This window comes from Bacillus sp. FSL W7-1354, from assembly GCF_038002405.1.
In the GTDB taxonomy this organism is placed as follows: domain Bacteria; phylum Bacillota; class Bacilli; order Bacillales; family Bacillaceae; genus Bacillus; species Bacillus paralicheniformis.
In genome coordinates this window covers 1,096,415-1,114,513 of the sequence record NZ_JBBOCL010000001.1, presented here as the reverse complement: position 1 = coordinate 1,114,513, position 18,099 = coordinate 1,096,415, and the positions used below count along the sequence as shown (strand labels likewise).

Below are 18,099 nucleotides of genomic sequence, written 5' to 3'. Positions count from 1 at the left end.
CGAAGAAGCGGTGAATTGATTAGTGAAGGGCCGCTCAATTTTTCGAATGGCACGAGATCCATACCTTGATGATCACCGCTTGATTATATAAAAAGACATTTATATAATGGATGCAATATACCAGCTGCATGCGCCTGAGATTGGAGGGAAGGTCATGACCGTACAAACGAAGCTTGATTCGAAAAGCACGGTGAGCTGCATGAAGATATTGAGCGATTCTACCCGGCTCTTGATTCTGAAACTGCTCCAGGAGAAACCATATTGCGTCTGCCAGCTTGTCGATATGTTTGAAACAAGCCAGCCCGCAATCAGCCAGCATTTACGAAAGCTGAAAAGTGCAAATATGATCAAGGAAGAAAGAAGGGAGCAATGGCGTTTTTATTCGCTTCATGACGACTTTCCGGAGCGCGAATTGGTCCTTGCCATTCTCAATCAGATCGATGAACACGATGAGGTTCTTCAAACCATTAAAAGAAAAGAAAGACCCGTTTCGTGCCAATAAAAAAGCAGAGGGAGGACGGTTCCCTCTTTTTCATTTCACTTTTCATATAAACATTGACTTATATAATAATTTTATTATAAGATTTGTCCGGAGAGGAAACCTATGAAGGAGGCGTACACGCGATGACGACAGTCTTGGCCATTTTGATTTTTCTTCTGACCCTCACGCTTGTCATTTGGCAGCCGAAAAATCTATCCATCGGCTGGTCGGCCTGCGGAGGTGCGGCGCTGGCTTTAATTGCCGGGGTCGTCAATTTTCAGGATGTATTAGATGTGACGGGAATCGTATGGAATGCGACTTTAACTTTTGTCGCGATCATCATCATCTCCCTGATTCTTGATGAAATCGGATTTTTCGAGTGGGCCGCCCTGCACATGGCCAAGGCAGCGAAAGGAAACGGCATTCGGATGTTCGTCTATGTTTCCCTGCTCGGAGCCGTAGTAGCGGCTCTGTTTGCCAATGACGGAGCAGCTTTAATTTTGACGCCGATCGTCCTCGCCATGGTACGCGCGTTACATTTTGAAGAAAAGCTCGTTTTTCCTTTTATTATCGCAAGCGGATTTATCGCGGATACAACATCGCTGCCGCTTGTTGTCAGCAACCTTGTCAATATTGTCTCAGCTGACTTTTTCAACATCGGATTTATTGAATATGCAACAAGAATGATTGTTCCAAACCTGTTTTCGCTTATTGCAAGCATCATCGTGCTTTTTTTGTTTTTCAGAAAAAGCATTCCGCGGCATTATGACATGACAAATGTAAAACAACCGGCGGAAGCGATTAAAGACAGGAAAATATTCCGCTTGTCATGGCTTATATTAGCCGTTCTGTTGGCCGGTTACTTTATCAGCGAGCTGTTCTCGATCCCTGTCTCGATCATCGCAGGCGTGATCGCCGTCATTTTCTTAATTACAGCGAAAAACAGCCCCGCGGTACAAACGAAGAAAGTGCTGAAGGGAGCGCCATGGGCGATCGTTTTCTTCTCAATCGGGATGTATGTCGTGGTATACGGTTTAAGAAATGCCGGCTTAACAGATATTCTCTCACAGGTCATCCAGACCGTCAGTGATCAAGGGCTGTTTGCCGGAACAATCGGAATGGGCTTTATCGCAGCCATCCTGTCTTCATTCATGAATAATATGCCGACGGTGATGATTGATGCGCTTGCGATTCACAATACCGACACACACGGGATTCTCAGAGAAGCGCTGATTTACGCCAATGTCATCGGCTCTGATCTCGGTCCGAAAATCACGCCGATCGGCTCCCTGGCGACGCTTTTGTGGCTTCACGTCCTTTCACTGAAAGGCGTAAAGATTTCTTGGGGAACCTATTTTAAAACAGGTGTCATTTTGACCATTCCAACCCTGTTCATCACGCTTGCCGGACTTTATGTGTGGCTGTTGATCATCCATTAAACATGATAGGAGACGATGACCAGTGTCAAAAAAGACCATCTATTTTTTATGCACAGGCAACTCCTGCCGCAGCCAAATGGCTGAAGGCTGGGCGAAGAAACACCTCGGAGACGAGTGGAATGTCCACAGTGCAGGGATTGAAGCGCACGGTTTAAACCAGAACGCGGTCAAAGCCATGCGAGAAACAGGCATTGATATTTCTGAGCAGACGTCCGATATCATTGATCCCGATATCTTACAAAACGCAGACCTCGTCATTACGCTGTGCGGGGACGCGGCTGATAAATGCCCGATGACACCGCCGCATGTCAAGCGCGAGCATTGGGGTTTTGACGATCCCGCCAAAGCAGAAGGGACAGAAGAAGAAAAATGGGCATTCTTTCAGCGTGTACGTGATAAAATTGGAGAGCGGGTCAAGCGTTTTGCGGAGACAGGCGAATAAATACAAAGCTCAGGTATTGTTACCTGAGCTTTGTATTTTTTAGAAACATCTATTTTTGATAAAGAAAGAACGTACCAAAAGGCATGCGGCCGTTCATGTAAAAATTCAGAAATCAATTTACCGAGAAATTCTGTAAAATCCATTGCCAGCGGCTGAATAAGTACCAAGGGATTCCCGGCGAACACTAAAAAACCCCCAGGCCGGGGATTTTTCACTTTAATAAGAAAAGATGACCTGAAAGACTCGTTTTAAATGTTAATTGTTTTCTTTACCTAAAACTGCTGGAGAAGAGCATGACATTCTGACGTTTAATTCAGGGTCCATTTTTTGAGTTAATGGTATTGAGCCCGGCTCACGAATAAGAGACAGCAGAGAATCGACCATTTTGTGAGCCAATTGATCGATTGGAACCCCTACGCTCGTCAGCGGGGTTTCAAGGCTTGCCATTTGAGGAATATTATCATAAGAAATTAAAGATAGGTCTTCGGGTATGCTGAGCTGTTGTTCCTTTACGGCTCGTAAAATCCCTACACTGATATCGTAGCTTCCGCTAATAATAGCTGTAGGTTTTGAGGTTTGTTGTAACAGTTTTTTCGCAGCGGTGTAACCGTTATACCAGCTTAACCCATTAGTATTTAAAATACTGTTTCGACTTAACTTTAAACCGGCTTCCATCATAACCTCTTCAAACCCTTTGCTTTTTTCAATCTGACGCTTATCGGCAGGGGAAAGGTCGCCAACGTAGCTAATGTTTTTGTGGCCAAGTTGATACAGATACGCAACGGCTTTGTAAATTGCTTTTTTATGATTGACATCGATAATAGGATGTGTATGTTCACCTGACACTCCGTAAGATAAGATAGGAATCGTTAATCCAGCATCATCACTAAGCTGAGTTTCGCCGCCTTCTTCAAAAATCATGATCCCATCCACGCGAAAACTCTTGAACAATTCCACTGCCTCTTTAGCTCTGTTAACGGATAAAATCATTGAATAGCTGTTCTTTTCGACCACTTCATTTATTTTTGTAACAAGTGCCGATAAAGCGATTCTTTCAATTGTAGGCCAGACAAGTCCGATCGTTTGACTTTTTTTAGATGCCAAGCTTCTCGCTGCAAAATTCGGAGTATACCCTAATTGTTCGGCAACTTGCAAGACCTTTTTCTTTGTATCCGGCTTTACAAGAGGGCTGTTTCTTAAAGCCTTTGAGACTGTTGAATAGCTTACTCCGGAAGCGTGGGCGATGTCTTTAATAGTTACAGTCATTTTGGACCTCCAAAAAATCCTTAAAAATATAATATTGCAAATTTTCGAAAATAATTTTATGATAATAAATAACAACGTTGTTATTATAAATGATACATTATAAAATAACAATCATATACATCTTCCGAATAAAATAACAACGTTGTTAAAGGAGTTTTTCGGATGATGAAGCAACGTTTATTTTTAACAACGTTGTTAAACTTATCGTAAAGGAGGGGAAGGGTGAGAAAGACGATCATCTAATGTCTTGCACCACTAAAATATTACACAAATTGTTACTGAACATCATCGGAAACGGGATTCAGAGGATAAACCGAAACATACAATGCAAAAATTTTACTTATTCGTTCACTATTTGAGCGAAATTGTAAACGCTATCAAAAAAATATGACGATGAAAGAAATCATGAATCGCAATCAATCATTGCTTAGAAAGCAACGGTCATGAGATTCAAGGAGGGTAGTTCATGAGAAAAATGCTATCCGTGTTTTTTGTATGCGCTTTAATCTTTGGGATGCTTACGGGATGTAAAAGCAGCGATGTAATAGGCGCCGATAAAACCGTAACGTTACGGCTTGCTCACAACCATAATGAGGAGCACCCCGTCCACAAGTCTTTACTCAAATTTTCAAAAGACGTAGAAAAGAAAACCAATGGCACCGTTAAAGTGCAATTGTATCCAAATGCTCAGCTCGGTTCAGAGCGTGAAGTGATTGAATTGACACAAACCGGGGCTGTCGATCTGGCTAAAGTAAGTGCGAGCGCTTTAGAAAGTTTTTCAGAGGTCTACTCCATCTTCAGCCTGCCTTATTTATTTGACAGCAAACATCATTTCTATGAAGCCATGGACAGTGATATTGCAAAAGAAATGTATGATACAACGAAAAACATAGGTTTTATTGGATTAACCTACTATGATGCCGGTTCACGGAACTTTTACACAAAGAACAAACCGATTATGCACCCAAATGACCTTAAAGGTTTAAAAATTCGGGTGCAGCCGAGTGCTACAGCGATTCGAATGGTGGAACTCATGGGTGGAGCACCTACTCCAATGGCTTATGGAGAAGTGTATACAGCATTGCAGTCAAGTGTAATCGATGGCACCGAAAATAACGAAATGGCTTTAACAAGCAGCAATCACGGGGAAGTGGCAAAAGAATATTCATACTCGGAACATGCGATCGTTCCGGATATTTTAATCATGAATTTGGACAAAAAGGATCAATTAAGCGAAGAGCAGCAGCATGCGGTGATCGAAGCGGCGAAAGAATCTACTGAGTATCACAAAATCGTTTGGGCTGAAGAAACTGAAAATGCGGTTAAGAAGGCAAAGGAAATGGGAGTGAAGTTCCACAAACCAGACAAGACTCTATTCCGGGAAGCGGTAAGCCCGCTTCATGATGAGTTTGCCAAAAAAGAATTGATCGGAAAATACTATAGGGAAATTCGTGCGAAAGCTAAAAAAGTAAAATGACTCTGGATGAATGAGGGACTCGAATATGTTTCGATAAGGGGGGATGTATATGCTAGCTTTAAAAAAAGCAGTGAATAAAGCGATTGAATGTTTGACTTGCACACTAATGGCCATCATGGTTTTGGTTGCGATATGGCAAGTATTTACGCGATATGTACTAAATTCTCCCAGTACGTTTTCAGAAGAATTTTTACGCTATTCACTGATATGGATCTCTATGTTGGGCGGTGCCTATGCATTTTGGAAAAAAAAGCACTTGGCGATTGAATTTATCGTTCGAAAACTTCCAATAAAAGCAGCTGTTTTCGTTCATACTTTCATTCAGATTCTTTTGATTGCTTTTGCTCTGATTGTGTTGGTCTTAGGAGGTTCGAAAGCAGTGATCACCACAATGGAGCAATCTTCAGCAGCATTAGGGATACCGGTGGGATTTGTTTATCTATCACTTCCTGTTGCAGGCATACTCATCATCGGATACAACTTGGCCGGTTTATATGAATCTTTACATGAATTCAATTCAAAACAAAAGTCAGGTGATGATGTAAAAAAAGCAGCAAAGATGTGACTGAGGCTTTTTGAAAACTAAAAAAGAGGTGAAATGATATGGCCATAGCAGCAGGTCTCATTTTATCGGCAGTATTCTTCATATTGTTGTTTCTCGGCGTTCCGATTTCTGTAAGTATTGCGGCGGCATCCATTGTAACAATGCTTACCATTTTTCCTTTTGATGTTGCCATTTTCACTTCGGCGCAAAAAATGGTCACTGGAATCGACAGCTTTGCTTTATTAGCGGTACCGTTCTTCATTTTATCAGGCATTATTATGAATAATGGCGGTATTGCAATGCGGCTCATTAACTTCGCAAAATTGATCAGCGGCAGGCTGCCCGGTTCTCTGGCCCATACAAATGTTGTCGGAAACATGTTATTCGGTTCCATTTCCGGTTCGTCTGTAGCTGCGGCGGCGGCAATCGGCGGGGTCATGTCGCCGCTGCAAGAAAAAGAAGGATATGACCGGACTTACTCTGCCGCAGTAAATATTGCTTCTGCACCAACTGGTTTGCTTATTCCGCCTAGCGGTCTTTTGATCATTTTCTCATTAGTCAGCGGCGGAACATCTGTAGCCGCTTTATTTATGGCGGGCTATTTGCCCGGAATCTTGTGGGGGCTGGCTACGATGGTTGTCGCCTGTATGATTGCAAAAAAGAAAAAGTACCCTGTTGCGCCAAAAATTACGATTAGTCAAGGTTTTAAAGTGCTGCTCGATGCGATTCCAAGCCTGTTGCTCATTGTAATCGTAATCGGGGGTATTATCGCCGGTGTTTTTACAGCAACTGAAGGAGCGGCAATAGCGGTGGCTTATTCCTTATTGTTATCGCACTTTTATAGGACATTGAAATGGAAACAGCTCCCCCAAATGCTGCTGGAAACGGTAGAAATCACAGCCGTTATTATGTTTTTGGTTGGGACATCAACGATGCTCTCATTGGTCATGGCGTTTACAGGCATACCGACGGCAATCAGCAATGGAATTCTAGGGATTACAGATAACCCAATTTTGATCTTGCTGTTGATGAATATCATCTTATTAATAATCGGTACATTTATGGACATCACTCCGGCTGTATTAATTTTCACTCCAATCTTTCTGCCAATTGTTCAAAGCTTTGGCATGGATCCCGTGCATTTTGGAATTATGATTGTATTTAACCTTTGTATCGGCAATATCACTCCTCCTGTGGGAAGTGCTCTGTTTGTGGGCTGCAGCATAGGTAAAGTTGATATTGAACGAGTGGTTAAACCGATTCTGCCATTTTATGCTGCGATCATGATCGTCCTTTTAATTGTTACCTACATTCCACAAATCAGCTTAATGCTGCCTCAATTATTTGGACTTTAAGACAGGAGGCGTCTATTTAATGTCAATTAAAGAAACCTACATGTTTACATTTATGAAAGAAGAGAAAAATGTGCTGCATTTTCATTTAAATGACGGTCATGCACATGCGAAAATATTCATTCTTGAAGAAGATATAATTCGGATTTTACTGACGGAGGGAGAAGCGTTAACGCTTGAAAAAACGTGGAGTGTCGCGCCTGGACAGATCGATGTGCCATGGGAGGGACGCCATCGTTTAGACATGAGCGGATTTACATTGCCTCAATACGAATTCCAGCAAGTCAAAGATGTTTTTATCGTGAAAACCGGTAAGGTCAAGCTTCATGTTCAATTGAACGGCTTTAGAATCAGCTGGTTTTATCACAATGGTTCTGAATGGATCAATGTTGCAAACGATCGGCAAACACAAGGGTATAATTTTGAAGGGGCTTTTGGAAAGGACGTATACCATTATTTACAACGCGATGTCCAGGAACAATATTTTGGATTTGGCGAGAAAACGGGAAACGTCGATAAACACGGGAAACGCTACCGGATGTTAAATATCGATGCGATGGGGTACGACGCAGAGTGGTCAGATCCGCTATACAAACATATCCCATTCTATATTACACGTCATAAGAAAACAGGCATCTCCTATGGAATGTTCTATGATAATCTATCAGCTTCCATTTTTGATATGGGTTCAGAGCTTGATAACTATCATGGACTGTACCGCTATTATCAGGCTGAAAAGGGGGATTTAGACTACTACTTCATAGCCGGTCCGAAAATAAAAGATGTAGTCGAAACATTCTCTTGGCTGACAGGCAAAACGATCTTGCCGCCAAAATGGAGCCTGGGCTATTCAGGCTCTACGATGAGCTATACCGATGCGCCAAATGCACAGGAACAATTAAAAAACTTCGTTCATCTTTGTGAAGAACATGATATGTTATGCGATTCGTTTCAATTATCGTCAGGATACACATCTATCGGTGATAAACGTTATGTCTTTAACTGGGATGAGAGCAAAATCCCTGCTCCAAAAGAGATGGTGCAACACTTCCATGAGAAGGACGTCCGTTTATGCGCCAACATTAAACCGTGTTTGCTAAAGGATCATCCGTACTTTGATGAACTACAAGAAAAAGACATGTTCATTGTAAACGGAGAAACACAAAAACCGGAAATGGCCCAATTTTGGGATGATATCGGAGCTTATTTAGACTTCACGAAGCGCCAAACGTTCGACTGGTGGAAGGCTCAAATAACAGAAAAGCTGTTGGAATACGGAATTGATTCAACTTGGAACGATAATAACGAGTTTGAAATATGGAGTCAAAACGCCAAGTGTCACGGCTTCGGCAAAGAAGTGGAGTTTGAACTGATCCGCGCGCTTCATCCGCTTTTGATGATGAAAGCGTCTTTCGAAGCTCAGCTAGAATACAACCCGGAATTACGCCCGTACCTGATCTCAAGATCCGGATGTCCCGGCATGCACCGTTATGCACAAACTTGGACGGGTGACAACCGAACAAGCTGGAAAACATTAAAATTTAACATTAAAACAGGCATCGGTCTAAGTTTATCAGGCATTTACAATTTCGGCCATGATGTCGGCGGATTTTCAGGACCGGCCCCTGAACCGGAGCTATTCGTAAGATGGATTCAAAACGGCATCATGCATCCGAGATTTACCATTCATTCGTGGAACGATGACGGGACAGTTAATGAATCATGGATGTTTCCTGAAACAATCGATGAAATCCGTGAACTCATTAAGTTTAGACATAAGATCATCCCTTACATTTACACCGCGCTATATGATGCGCACGAACATTATCAGCCGATCATTCGACCGACATTTTATGATTTTGAACATGATGAGAAAACATTTGAAGAGAACGATGAATTTATACTTGGTGAATCTTTGCTGGTTGCATCTGTCGTCGAAAAAGGAATGACGGAGCGGGAGGTATATTTACCGAACCATGGAAAAGGCTGGTATGATTTCCATACGGGAACATGGTATGAAGGAGGGAAGACAGTCGTTCTGCCGGCACCATTACATTATACTCCGCTATTAGCGAAAGCGGGAGCGATCGTTCCGGTAAATGATGCGGAAGTGACATTCCAAACAAAGAACCAAGATGAAAGAGGATTTTTGTTATTCCCATTCAAAGGAAAAGGAAAATCGACTTATCGTTTGTATGAAGATGATGGGTTAACAAATGAATATACTCGTACATTTGCCTTTATACATGTCGATATGGAGACAACAGAAGACGGGATCAATCTTTCAATACAAAAGGAAGGAACATACGAGTTATCGTATGATCAACTCACTTTTCACGTACCAAATGGAGAAAAGAGAAAACTGATCGTAAATGGCACAGAGCTGGAAAGCAAGAACGGAGCGTTTTCTTACAGTTTGCCGTATGATTAAAAGATTAAGGCCACATGATGATGATGTTTCCATTAATCGAGCAAGAATCTTTGTCCGCGGTTACATCCCGGCCAGCTGAATTTTGTCATCTAGCACGACACATGAATCATGATCATGAAAATTTATGTAAGCGGATACTAATCGGCAAATTCTTTTGAAAAAAACCGCTCCAATATATTGTTATTGTCATGCGAAATGATGATATCGAATGTTAAATAATAAGAGGGAAGAGGATGGGAGAACCATGCAAATGACGTTTCGATGGTATGGAGACAGCGACCCGGTCACATTAGAGTATATTCGCCAAATTCCCGGCGTTACTGGAATTGTTTCGGCCATTTATGATATTCCTGTAGGGGAAGCATGGCCTTATGAGAAAATTGTAGAGTTAAAAGAAAAAATTGAAAATCATGGTCTATCGTTAAGTGTCATTGAAAGTGTACCTGTCCATGAAGATATTAAATTAGGTCTTCCGACAAGAGATCAATATATTGAAAACTATAAAACGACGATACGCAACTTGGCAAAAGCGGGAGTTAAAATCGTTTGTTACAATTTCATGCCTGTATTTGACTGGACTCGTTCTTCTTTAGACTATGCACTAGAAGACGGTTCTACAGCATTAATTTATGAAGAAGAAAAAGTTAGACAAATGAATCCATTACATGGTGAACTAAAACTTCCCGGTTGGGACACAAGCTATGAAGATGGACAGCTAAAGAATCTTTTTCAACAATATCAGCACATGACGGAAGAGGATTTATGGGAAAATCTTTCGTATTTTATTAAAGCGGTTATACCGGCGGCAGAAAATGAACAAATCAAAATGGCGATTCACCCGGATGATCCGCCATGGCCTATCTTTGGACTGCCTCGAATCATAACGAACAAAGAGAATTTGGAGCGATTGATTAATCTCTATGACAGCTCCTTTAACGGTTTGTGTTTATGCAGCGGGTCACTGGGTGTGAATTCAACAAATGATATTCCGGAATTGATTCGTTATTTCGGAAAAAAAGGAAAAGTCAACTTTGTGCACCTGAGAAACATTAAGATCATCGGGAAAAAGTCATTTCAAGAATCCTCCCACCGTTCAGAAGACGGTTCTTTAGATATGTATGAAATCGTAAGAGCATTAAGAGATATAGATTTTGCTGGACCAGCCAGACCGGATCATGGAAGAATGATTTGGGGAGAGGCCGGTAAACCGGGTTATGGTTTATATGACCGTGCGCTGGGTGCAGTGTATTTAAATGGAATGTGGGAAACATTGACGAAAGAAAAGAAGCGGATAGCCTTTGAATGCAATAAATGAACAAGCACTAACTAAAATGCAGAGACGAGGGATGAATGTGCAGATTCCTTTTCATGTCAACTTGAAAGATAAGGTGGCTGTAGTGACAGGTGGAGGCGGCATTTTATGCAGCTGTTTCGCTAAAGCAATAGCTCAATGCGGTGCAAAAGTAGCAGTAGTCAGCCGAAGAGCTGAATCGGCAGACAGAGTAGCGAAAGAGATCCAAGAAAACGGAGGCGAAGCACTTGCCGTTACAGCAAACGTCCTTGATAAACAAAGCCTTGAACAAGCGAAACAACTCATTAACAGAACATTCGGCAGATGCAATATCCTAATTAACGGTGCAGGCGGCAACCATCCAAAGGGAACAACAGATAAAGAATATTTATATAAAAAGGACTTGAATACTAAAGAATTGACTACGTTTTTTGATTTAGAAATAGAGGGTGTAAAGTCTGTATTTGATGTAAACTTTCTTGGCACACTGTTAACCACTCAAGTATTTGCAAAAGACATGGCTGATCACGACGGAAATGTGATCGTTAACATCTCATCCATGAACGCCTATACGCCGCTGACGAAAATTCCCGCCTACAGCGGTGCAAAAGCGGCCGTCAGTAACTTTACCCAATGGCTTGCTGTGCATATGTCAAAAGTCGAAATTCGTGTCAATGCCATTGCCCCAGGCTTTTTTCTTACCGCCCAAAATAGGAGCCTATTGCTCAATGAAGACGGAACATATACGGAGCGAGCACAAAAAATTATCAACCAGACGCCGTTGGATAGATTTGGGGTTCCGGAAGATCTAATCGGAACGTTATTATGGTTGGTAAGCGATAAAGCCTCGCGATTTGTCACTGGAACCATCATACCGGTCGATGGAGGATTCTCCGCCTATTCTGGAGTATAACTAAGAGGATTTGCTCCAAAAAGCTGATTTTCAACACTGAAAAAATCCCAATTTCTCTGTGCCACATTGAGAAATTGGGATTTATTAATTCAATTTTTCCTTTTTACAGGCAAGAAGATAAACAATTGTATGATCTGCTTCCTTATTTCATCAATATTACCGAATCACTACCGCCGTGCAGGAAGCAGGAGGTTTTCCGCTGCTAATATGTATTGTTTTGTTATTGTTTGACAAAGGTGTTATATCTGTTTATATTGTATATATACAGTTATAACGAATAGAGGGATGTCATGCATTGAATATCATCATTTCAAATTCATCGGATGAACCGATTTATTTGCAGATCGTCAACCAATTAAAAGATCAAATCGTCAAGGGAGAACTCTCGGAGTCAGAGGCGCTCCCATCGATCAGAAACCTGGCCAAAGAGCTTAAAATCAGCGTAATTACAACAAAAAGAGCCTATGACGAACTGGAGAGAGAAGGGTTTATCGTCACAGTCGCGGGAAAGGGCTCGTATGTCGCAGCGATCAACAAAGACGTGCTTCGAGAAACAAAAGTCAAATTGATCGAAGAACACATAGCAGAAGCCGTCACTGAAGCGAAACAAATCGGCTTTACATACGAGGAACTTCAAAAGATGCTCAAACTGGTTTATGAGGAGTGGTAAAAATGACCAGCATACTGGAATTAAAAAATGTATCAAAACATTATCAAGATTTCTCTTTAAAAAACATCAACTTCTCGCTTGAAAAAGGATATATTATGGGCTTTATCGGCCCGAACGGAGCCGGAAAAAGCACGACCATCAAGCTGATCATGAACCTGATCAAAAAAGACGAAGGAGACATCAGCATTTTCGGTCTCGACAATGAAAAGCACAATATCGAAATCAAGCAGAGGATCGGCTTTGTATACGATGAAAATCATTTTTACGAAGAACTGACACCGAACGAAATGAAAGGAATCATCAGACCGTTTTACAAAAAGTGGGATGAGGCTGTTTTTCAGCGGTACGCAAAAGACTTCCAGCTCCCTTTAAACAGGCAGATCAAAAACTTGTCAAAAGGAATGAAGATGAAATTCTCACTGGCGGTCGCGCTTTCCCATCATGCCGAATTATTGATCATGGATGAACCGACATCAGGACTCGATCCTCTTGTCAGATCGGAGCTCCTCGACGTGCTGCAAACATTGCTGCAGGATGAAAACAAGTCGATTTTCTTTTCGACGCATATTACCTCTGATTTAGAAAAAGTAGCGGACTATATCACTTTCATTCATAACGGCCGGCTCGTGCTGAGCAAAACAAAGGATGAGCTGTTGGAGGAGTACTGCATTGTAAAAGGAGACCTCGATACGCTGCATAAAGGAAACGAAGACGCCTTAATCGGCATTAAGAAAAACAGCTATGGCTTCGAAGCGCTCTCCAAAGATAAGCGGGGAGTCGTTCAGCATTTCGGGGATTCGGTCATGATCGAAAAACCGACTTTGGAGGATATTTTGGTATTTTCAACCGGCAGGAGTGATCAACATGTATCATCTTATTAAAAAGGATATTTTAATGCAGAAAAGAGCAATGAAACTATCGCTGTTATTGATGATATTTTTTACTTTTACATTGTCACAGCTTGAGCTCGTCGGATATACAGTGGCGGTTTTGGCTGTCACATATCAGCTGGCATTAGGCGCAAGCTCCTTAGAAGACAAAAACAACAGTGATAAAATCCTGATCAGCTTGCCCATTAAAAGAAACATCATCGTCTTATCAAAATATGTATCGGTTTATGTCTATGCGGCTTATGCCATTCTCTTCTATTCTTTGATCAATGCAATCGGACATATGCTGCACTTGCCGCTTGATTTCCCATTGACACTTTCAGGCGTCATGGGTGCTGTTGTGGCTGTCACATTATTTAGCTCGATCTCATTTCCTCTGATTTTTAAGTATGGCTATTTGAAGTCCAAAATGGCCAATATCATCATATTTTTCGTCATTATATTTGGAGGGACGGCCTTTTTTAAATTTATAAATGCGGGGGAAAACCTTGCACTAAGCCAAAAATTAACGGCTTTTCTGAGTGAAATGTCAAATGCGGGCACATTCATCCTTTTAGTTGGCGTACTGCTCGTGATGATTTCTGTTTCATATGCGATATCGCTCAGCTTTTATAATAAAAGAGAATTTTAGTTTAAGGATCAGCGGGAGGAGCTTTCGCTGATCCTTTTTTCGTTGCTTAGAACCGTACGGCTGTTTTACTTTCCTCCCACTATCATCTATTATAAAAAATTCCTATAAAAGAAAAATTTCCGTGTTGATAAAAGCATTTTTTCCGGAAGTTTCGGTAAAAAACGAAACTTTTGACCCTTTTATTTCACTGTATAATGTAAACGGTTACGTTTGTAGTATACTTATACTATCATTTCTTTTTAGGGAAGGATAGAAAAACAGGTGAGAGAGATATGAATACAAGGCAAAAAGACATTCTGAATCTGTTGTTATCTGAACCTGAAGACTATTTAGTCGTACAAGATTTCGCAGACAGGGTAAAGTGTTCTGAAAAAACGATCAGAAATGATCTAAAAACGATTGAAGATTATCTCAATCAGCACTCTGATGCTCAATTGATTCGCAAACCGGGACTGGGCGTTTATTTGAATATTGAAGATCATGAAAGGGTCCGTTTAAGCCGGCAGTTATATACCGAACATCACGCCGCACAGCAGCAATCCGATGAAGAAAGGATGCTGCAAATCGCTTATCAGTTATTAATGAATCCAAAGCCGGTTTCTGCAAAAGAAATGGCTGCCGAGCACTTCTTGAATAAGTCTTCCATTAAAAGGGATTTGAATCAAATCGAAGTTTGGCTCCAGCGGTTTGGCCTCACTCTTGTGTCCAAGCAGCGCCTCGGTTTAAAGATCGAAGGAAGTGAAAAAAATAAGAGAAAAGCGCTGGCGCGCATCTCGGAGTTGATTGATAACCCGGAGTTTACAAGCCGATTTATTAAAAGCCAATTTTTAAGTCATGAAGTGGAATTTGTTAAGAGGGAGATCAGATCATTACAAAAGCGACATTCTTTATATTTCACTGATGAAACGTTCGAAAATTTACTGTTGCATACACTGCTGATGATTCGCCGCATCAAAATGAAACAGCCGATTACCATTTCTCCGGAAGAAATAGATGCAGTCAAAAAGAAAAAAGAATTTCAGTGGACGTTTGCTTGTTTAAAACGGCTGGAAGCTGTTTTTGCGATCCGCTTTCCTGAAGAAGAGGCCGTCTATTTAACATTGCATATATTAGGCGGCAAAGTTCGTTATCCATTTGGGAAAGAAGGGGAGAACGGACTGGAAAACCCTTTGCTTCCAAAGGTTGTCGAATATTTAATCCGGCGTGTCTCAGAGTTGAAAATGATGGATTTCCGCGAGGACCGGGTTTTGATTAACGGATTGAAAATTCACCTTAATACCGTTTTAAACCGGCTGAGCTATGACCTTTCCGTATCAAATCCGATGCTCAACGATATCAAAAAAATGTACCCATATCTGTTTCATATTGTCATTGATGTTCTTGAAGACATCAACCAAACGTTTTCACTTTCAATTCCCGAGGAAGAAGCCGCCTATCTGACATTGCATTTCCAAGCGGCGATCGAGCGCTTCAGCTATGGAAAAGACAAGCATAAAAAAGCGATCATTGTCTGTCATATGGGCATCGGGATGTCACAACTGCTGCGGACAAAAATTGAACGGAAATTCTACCAAATTGCCGTGATGGACTGCATCGCAAAAGCTGATTTGGCGGACTATACTGCACGACATGAAGATATCGATCTTGTCATATCAACGGTCAGCCTGGAGGATTTATCAATTCCCCATATCGTTGTATCTCCGCTGCTCGAGTCGGCCGATGAGAAAAAGCTCAGCGCTTTTATGGATCAGCTCGGTGAATCGTCCCGGCAAATACAAAAAACGTTTAAAGTGCTGAATGACACGACTCCTTTCCTCGTCTTCCTGCAGCAAGAATCAGAACACCGCTACAAGCTGATTGAACAGCTGGCGATGGCTTTATACGAGAAAGGCTATGTAGAAAAAGAATATGCTGTACAGGCAGTCATGAGAGAAAAAATGTCGGCGACAAACATCGGAGCGGGCATCGCCATTCCTCACGCGAACGCCAAATTGATTAAACAATCAGCCATTGCGATCGCCACATTAAAAGAGCCGCTTGACTGGGGCTCTGAAAAAGTATCGCTCGTCTTTATGCTGGCTGTCAAACACGAGGATCAAAACATGACAAAACAATTGTTTCAAGAGCTGTCCAGCTTAAGCGAGCAGCCGGCTTTCATCCAAAAGCTGACGAAAGAAAGAAATGTGATGACATTTTTATCTTATTTGGATTATTAAAGGCGGAGCGCTGCCTTGACCTTCATTAAAATTCAAGAAAATATCGATATGCATTTGATAAATGACAACAGAATGGGATAGGTGAACAGTGACCAGTTCTGCTTATCCTATTCTTTTTTGTATTGCTGAACTGAGCAAGAATCCAGATAAACACACTGGGCAATTTATCCAATCGAGAGCAAACTGCTCTTTTTTAGTTCGTAATAACTGTTTCTCGTAAAATCAGAAGGGGCTCGTTTAACCCACCAACCTCAATGATCTGTTTAACATCCATCTCTTCTGATATAATTTAACAATAGAGTAAACACTTGGAGACTTTCAATCCAACGGGAGTCGTTCGCTCATCTGCTTAAATATAAACCTTCTTTGGATATACCTAAATATTTTTTAATAGAATTAAGAAGGGCATGATATTTTATGAGAATTCTTTTGGTTTTTTTAGGTGGTGCTCTGTTTGGAATAATAATGAGTACTATTAGAGAAAATTTTTCGTCTGCTGTGACAATAACTGTTTTAGTGGTTCTTATGACTGCTTGTTTGATTTTTGACCTGGTTAAACATAAAAAGAGCCAAGAGAAGGGTGATAAAGAATATGAGTTTGTATGGTGGATTACAACACTCCTCATGCTTCTAGTGATGACTTTTAATACTTTCTTTTTAAAAATTGACCCTAAGTATAATATCATCGTTGTATTGATTTACATTTTGTTCATGGTGATTGTTAAGAGTAGATGGAAGAAAACTAAGACAGATTAAGCAGGTGGACGGCCTGCTTTTTTTGTTCCATCCTGGCAGAATCATTTCCGGTTTCTGCAATGATTTTTCACCCCCTTCAATTTCAAAATAAAAGAGACATCCATTAGGATGCCTTTTCTTTCTCCGATTTCATCTGTTCAAGTAGCTCCTATATTGTGCTGCTCGTGATCAATGATCACTTCCATTTTTAATAACGAATATAAACACGAAGAAAATAAAGCCTGGATACAGATCAATTGAAATTTTTCATCATCTGTATAAAAATTGAAAACTTGAGTACGCATAAAACACAGTTGCCGCTATAAAACAGGGAACTGTCTTCGAATTGTCAAAAGACTCCTTGATTTCTTTCATCCTTGCGATACCAAGTATTATTGTATGTAAATCAAGCCGTCTAAGTCGAGGTATTTTATTAAAAGTCAAGATATTTATTGGAACCCTTAATAATATGGGTTTCTTATTTAATGTCAGACATTATAGATACCTCTTTATTGAAGTATCGCACCCAGTCGTCTAAGCAAAACCCAAATTTATTCATTTTAATCAACCATATTTATTTTTAATCACGGTTATTTAGAGCTATTACTATAGTGTCTAGGCGAAAATACGTTTTTTAATGCACTTATTATTCCTGGCACAAGAAAGAAGACGCCAAAAAAGACAGTAAGTAAATTTAATTGTGGTGTTTCATAAAAAGTAAACCATTCTTTAAAAATTGACGATTCCGTAATTCTCCCAAATAGTGTTCCATCAATCTCTCTATAATTAGGTATCCATCCTGTTGTTTCAAATGTAATAAAAATTATCTGTGACAATAAAAATACACCAATTTGAGAAACCCAATATTTTTTAAAAAATGGAACCCTTTTTTGCTTTTCAGCCAACGAATATTCCTCCCCGCATTAGATGCCATTTTATATTGATATACGGAAAATTAAAGAATAAGTTTCAATATTTAATCCTCTCGACATGATAGGAGGAAATACTTTCTTTTTTACATTTCACTCAAAAACAAAACCCCTCAAGAAAGGGATCTTGGTTTTTGAATAAAAGAGTGATTTTACATAAATATTTGATTCTTTTCTACTTTAAAATCGCGAAGATCATAGTTTTTCATTGTAGTGGAAACATCTTCGTGTTCAGCAAGGGATTTGCTGACAAGTTCAACCTTGATTTTCTTGATTTCGAGATATCCTTCATTAAAAAGGAATGTCCTCACTTTACACCTCTTCGAAAAATTTCAGTCCCCAATTGTTGCAATACGGCACATTTTCACAATCAGTCCCAAGTGTTACAAGTC

The 18,099-nt window shown here is 40.6% G+C and carries 16 protein-coding genes and 1 pseudogene; 14 read left to right on the top strand and 3 right to left on the bottom strand.

What is annotated here, in order from left to right:
- Positions 1-154: 154 nt before the first annotated feature.
- From MKZ04_RS05825 to arsC, 3 genes are all read left to right on the top strand, one after another.
- Positions 155-502 (top strand): ArsR/SmtB family transcription factor, encoded by a 348-nt coding sequence (locus MKZ04_RS05825; RefSeq protein ID WP_195536424.1) that lies wholly within the window; start codon positions 155-157, stop codon positions 500-502.
- 122 nt (positions 503-624) lie between these two features.
- On the top strand, positions 625-1,920 hold the full coding sequence (locus MKZ04_RS05820; RefSeq protein ID WP_341045498.1) for an arsenic transporter: 1,296 nt from the start codon (positions 625-627) through the stop codon (positions 1,918-1,920).
- Positions 1,921-1,942: 22 nt separating this feature from the next.
- Positions 1,943-2,362, top strand: coding sequence for an arsenate reductase (thioredoxin) (gene arsC / locus MKZ04_RS05815; RefSeq protein ID WP_341045497.1), 420 nt, complete (start codon positions 1,943-1,945; stop codon positions 2,360-2,362).
- A 255-nt stretch (positions 2,363-2,617) separates the two neighbouring features.
- Here arsC and MKZ04_RS05810 read toward each other — a convergent pair whose 3' ends face one another.
- Positions 2,618-3,628: a LacI family DNA-binding transcriptional regulator gene (locus tag MKZ04_RS05810; protein WP_341045496.1), complete on the bottom strand. Its 1,011-nt coding sequence runs from the start codon at positions 3,626-3,628 to the stop codon at positions 2,618-2,620.
- A gap of 466 nt (positions 3,629-4,094) precedes the next feature.
- On the opposite strand from MKZ04_RS05810, the gene MKZ04_RS05805 reads away from it, so the two are divergent.
- From MKZ04_RS05805 to MKZ04_RS05755, 11 genes are all read left to right on the top strand, one after another.
- Complete coding sequence (locus tag MKZ04_RS05805; RefSeq protein ID WP_341045495.1) at positions 4,095-5,105, top strand: TRAP transporter substrate-binding protein; 1,011 nt, start codon at positions 4,095-4,097, stop codon at positions 5,103-5,105.
- A gap of 49 nt (positions 5,106-5,154) precedes the next feature.
- The gene (locus MKZ04_RS05800; RefSeq protein WP_023857529.1) at positions 5,155-5,670 is read left to right on the top strand and encodes a TRAP transporter small permease; all 516 of its coding nucleotides are present in this window, start codon (positions 5,155-5,157) and stop codon (positions 5,668-5,670) included.
- 38 nt (positions 5,671-5,708) lie between these two features.
- Complete coding sequence (locus MKZ04_RS05795; RefSeq protein WP_023857530.1) at positions 5,709-7,004, top strand: TRAP transporter large permease; 1,296 nt, start codon at positions 5,709-5,711, stop codon at positions 7,002-7,004.
- Between the two features lie 19 nt (positions 7,005-7,023).
- Complete coding sequence (locus MKZ04_RS05790; protein ID WP_341045494.1) at positions 7,024-9,432, top strand: glycoside hydrolase family 31 protein; 2,409 nt, start codon at positions 7,024-7,026, stop codon at positions 9,430-9,432.
- A 244-nt stretch (positions 9,433-9,676) separates the two neighbouring features.
- Positions 9,677-10,747: a mannonate dehydratase gene (gene uxuA / locus MKZ04_RS05785; RefSeq protein ID WP_341045493.1), complete on the top strand. Its 1,071-nt coding sequence runs from the start codon at positions 9,677-9,679 to the stop codon at positions 10,745-10,747.
- Between the two features lie 37 nt (positions 10,748-10,784).
- Complete coding sequence (locus MKZ04_RS05780) at positions 10,785-11,636, top strand: SDR family oxidoreductase (protein ID WP_341047075.1); 852 nt, start codon at positions 10,785-10,787, stop codon at positions 11,634-11,636.
- Between the two features lie 295 nt (positions 11,637-11,931).
- Complete coding sequence (locus MKZ04_RS05775) at positions 11,932-12,306, top strand: GntR family transcriptional regulator (protein WP_035338680.1); 375 nt, start codon at positions 11,932-11,934, stop codon at positions 12,304-12,306.
- Positions 12,307-12,308: 2 nt separating this feature from the next.
- Complete coding sequence (locus tag MKZ04_RS05770) at positions 12,309-13,187, top strand: ABC transporter ATP-binding protein (RefSeq protein WP_035338678.1); 879 nt, start codon at positions 12,309-12,311, stop codon at positions 13,185-13,187.
- Positions 13,171-13,827, top strand: coding sequence for an ABC-2 transporter permease (locus MKZ04_RS05765; protein WP_023857535.1), 657 nt, complete (start codon positions 13,171-13,173; stop codon positions 13,825-13,827). The genes MKZ04_RS05770 and MKZ04_RS05765 overlap by 17 nt, the downstream gene beginning before the upstream one ends.
- Positions 13,828-14,099: 272 nt before the next feature.
- Entirely contained in the window at positions 14,100-16,043 is a 1,944-nt protein-coding gene (locus MKZ04_RS05760) for a BglG family transcription antiterminator (protein ID WP_341045492.1), read from the top strand.
- 417 nt (positions 16,044-16,460) lie between these two features.
- A complete protein-coding gene (locus MKZ04_RS05755; protein WP_240635782.1) occupies positions 16,461-16,799 on the top strand; it encodes a hypothetical protein in 339 nt (112 codons plus the stop codon).
- 569 nt (positions 16,800-17,368) lie between these two features.
- Here the strand turns inward: MKZ04_RS05755 and MKZ04_RS05750 are convergent.
- Both MKZ04_RS05750 and MKZ04_RS05745 read right to left on the bottom strand, forming a co-directional pair.
- Positions 17,369-17,683, bottom strand: coding sequence for a YfzA family protein (locus MKZ04_RS05750; RefSeq protein WP_075213313.1), 315 nt, complete (start codon positions 17,681-17,683; stop codon positions 17,369-17,371).
- Between the two features lie 176 nt (positions 17,684-17,859).
- Positions 17,860-17,988: pseudogene (locus MKZ04_RS05745) on the bottom strand (tyrosine-type recombinase/integrase); the annotation flags it as partial.
- Positions 17,989-18,099 lie beyond the last annotated feature (111 nt).

Coding starts and splice junctions, on each gene's coding strand:
- MKZ04_RS05770 (WP_035338678.1), top strand. CDS start 12,309: ATGACCAGCATACTGGAATTAAAAAATGTATCAAAACATTATCAAGAT.
- MKZ04_RS05820 (WP_341045498.1), top strand. CDS start 625: ATGACGACAGTCTTGGCCATTTTGATTTTTCTTCTGACCCTCACGCTT.
- MKZ04_RS05790 (WP_341045494.1), top strand. CDS start 7,024: ATGTCAATTAAAGAAACCTACATGTTTACATTTATGAAAGAAGAGAAA.
- MKZ04_RS05825 (WP_195536424.1), top strand. CDS start 155: ATGACCGTACAAACGAAGCTTGATTCGAAAAGCACGGTGAGCTGCATG.
- MKZ04_RS05800 (WP_023857529.1), top strand. CDS start 5,155: ATGCTAGCTTTAAAAAAAGCAGTGAATAAAGCGATTGAATGTTTGACT.
- MKZ04_RS05765 (WP_023857535.1), top strand. CDS start 13,171: ATGTATCATCTTATTAAAAAGGATATTTTAATGCAGAAAAGAGCAATG.
- MKZ04_RS05810 (WP_341045496.1), bottom strand. CDS start 3,628: ATGACTGTAACTATTAAAGACATCGCCCACGCTTCCGGAGTAAGCTAT.
- MKZ04_RS05795 (WP_023857530.1), top strand. CDS start 5,709: ATGGCCATAGCAGCAGGTCTCATTTTATCGGCAGTATTCTTCATATTG.
- MKZ04_RS05755 (WP_240635782.1), top strand. CDS start 16,461: ATGAGAATTCTTTTGGTTTTTTTAGGTGGTGCTCTGTTTGGAATAATA.
- MKZ04_RS05760 (WP_341045492.1), top strand. CDS start 14,100: ATGAATACAAGGCAAAAAGACATTCTGAATCTGTTGTTATCTGAACCT.
- uxuA (WP_341045493.1), top strand. CDS start 9,677: ATGCAAATGACGTTTCGATGGTATGGAGACAGCGACCCGGTCACATTA.
- MKZ04_RS05805 (WP_341045495.1), top strand. CDS start 4,095: ATGAGAAAAATGCTATCCGTGTTTTTTGTATGCGCTTTAATCTTTGGG.